Source organism: Rhodopseudomonas sp. AAP120 (assembly GCF_001295845.1).
Classification (GTDB): Bacteria; Pseudomonadota; Alphaproteobacteria; order Rhizobiales; family Xanthobacteraceae; genus Rhodopseudomonas.
The window spans coordinates 1-1,975 of the sequence record NZ_LJIC01000112.1 but is presented as its reverse complement, the minus strand read 5'-3'; the positions used below and the strand labels follow the sequence as shown (position 1 = coordinate 1,975).

2 protein-coding genes are annotated in these 1,975 nt (G+C 67.1%); both read left to right on the top strand.

Annotation, left to right across the window (positions count from 1 at the left end):
• Window positions 1–892, top strand: an 892-nt coding sequence (locus tag IP86_RS17835) for an acyl-CoA dehydrogenase family protein (protein WP_054163777.1), incomplete at its 5' end; no start/stop codon positions are given.
• 228 nt (window positions 893–1,120) lie between these two features.
• A complete protein-coding gene (locus tag IP86_RS17830; RefSeq protein WP_054163776.1) occupies window positions 1,121–1,894 on the top strand; it encodes an SDR family NAD(P)-dependent oxidoreductase in 774 nt (257 codons plus the stop codon).
• The last annotated feature ends 81 nt before the right edge of the window (window positions 1,895–1,975 follow it).

Below are 1,975 nucleotides of genomic sequence, written 5' to 3'. Positions count from 1 at the left end.
GGAGCCGTATCTGCCGACCGTGATCATCGCCGGCGGCTTCCTGCGCCGCGCCGGCTCGGCCGAGCAGAAGGCCGCGCATCTGCCCGGCATCATCGACGGCAGCAAGACCTTCGCGTTCGCGCAGCTCGAGAAGAACTCGCGCTGGGATCTCGGCGACGTCACGACGACCGCCAAGAAGAAGGGCGACGGCTGGGTCATCGACGGCGAGAAGTTCGTCGTGCTGAACGGCGAGGCCGCCGACACGTTGGTGGTCACCGCGCGCACCGCGGGCGGCCAGCGTGATCGCAGCGGCGTCGGCGTGTTCCTGGTGCCGTCCGATGCCAAGGGCGTGTCGCGCAAGGGCTACCCGACCCAGGACGGCCAGCGCGCCGCCGACATCACCTTCACCGGCGTCGAGATCGGCGCTGATGCGGCGATCGGCGATCCGGCGAACGGCCTGCCGCTGATCGAAGCCGTTGTCGACGACGCCCGCACCGCTTTGTGCGCCGAGGCGGTCGGCCTGATGGACGAGTCGCTCACCACCACGGTCGAGTACATCAAGACCCGCAAGCAGTTCGGCGTGCCGATCGGCAGCTTCCAGGTGCTGCAGCATCGCGCCGCCGACATGTTCGTCGCCACCGAACAGGCCCGCTCGATGGCGATGTTCGCCACCATGGCGGCCGAATTCGACGACGCCAAGGAACGCGCCAACGCGATCTCCGCCGCGAAGGTGCAGATCGGCAAGTCCGGCAAGTTCGTCGGCCAGCAGTCGATCCAGCTCCACGGCGGCATCGGCATGACCATGGAAGCCAAGATCGGCCACTACTTCAAGCGGCTGACCATGATCGAGCAGACCTTCGGCGACACCGAGCATCACCTGACGCAAGTCAGCAACGGCGGCGGGCTGATCTAAGCGCGCGCGCCTAAACCCGTGTCCCGGACGCGCTGCGGCATTCTTCATGCCGCTGCGCAGATCCGGGACCCCGGTTAGTTGCTTGCGGTGCCTCTCAAGAAACCGGGGCCCCGGATCTGCAGCGCATCACGCCGCCAGTGCGGCGCGCTGCGCAGCGTCCGGGGCACGGAACTAACAAAGTCAGAACAACAAATAACAACAAATAACAACAAACCTAGGGAGCCCGCCATGACCGCCAATCCGTTCGATCTCACCGGCAAGGTCGCCGTCGTCACCGGATCGTCGCGGGGCATCGGGCGGGCGTCGGCGGAATTGCTCGCCAAGCTCGGCGCCAAGGTGGTGGTGTCGAGCCGCAAGGCCGATGCCTGCGAGGAAGTCGCCGAGGGCATCCGCAAGGACGGCGGCGACGCGCACGTCATCGCCTGCAACATCTCGCGCAAGGCCGAGGTCGATGCGCTGATCGACGGCGCCACCGCCAAATACGGCAAGGTCGACATCCTGGTCTGCAATGCCGCGGTGAACCCGTATTACGGCCCGCTGCTCGACATCACCGACGAAGCGTTCGACAAAATCATGAGCTCGAACGTCAAGAGCAACATCTGGCTGTGCGCCCGCGCGATGCCGCAGATGGCCGAGCGCGGCTCGGGCTCGGTGGTGATCATCTCATCGATCGGCGGCCTGCGCGGCTCCACCGTGATCGGGGCCTACGGTATCTCCAAGGCCGCGGACTTCGCACTGTGCCGCAGCCTCGCCGGCGAATACGGCCCCAAGGGCGTCCGCGTCAACGCCATCGCGCCCGGCCTGGTCAAGACCGACTTCGCCCGCGCGCTGTGGGAAGACGAAGCCAACCTCAAGCGCCGCACCGCCGGCACCCCGCTGCGCCGCATCGGCGAACCCCACGAAATCGCCGGCGCCGTCGCTTACTTGGGCTCGGACGCCTCGACCTTCATGACCGGCCAGACCATCGTCATCGACGGCGGCGTGACCACGGCGTCGGTGTAGTTCCGTTTCGCGCTCCTCGCGCTTGAAGAAGGCGAGGCGGTCGCCGTGAGCGAACCTCTCCCCGCGTGCGGGGAGAGGTCG

Excerpts from the sequence above, each read along its gene's own strand:
- IP86_RS17830 (WP_054163776.1), top strand. The coding sequence starts at position 1,121 with ATGACCGCCAATCCGTTCGATCTCACCGGCAAGGTCGCCGTCGTCACC.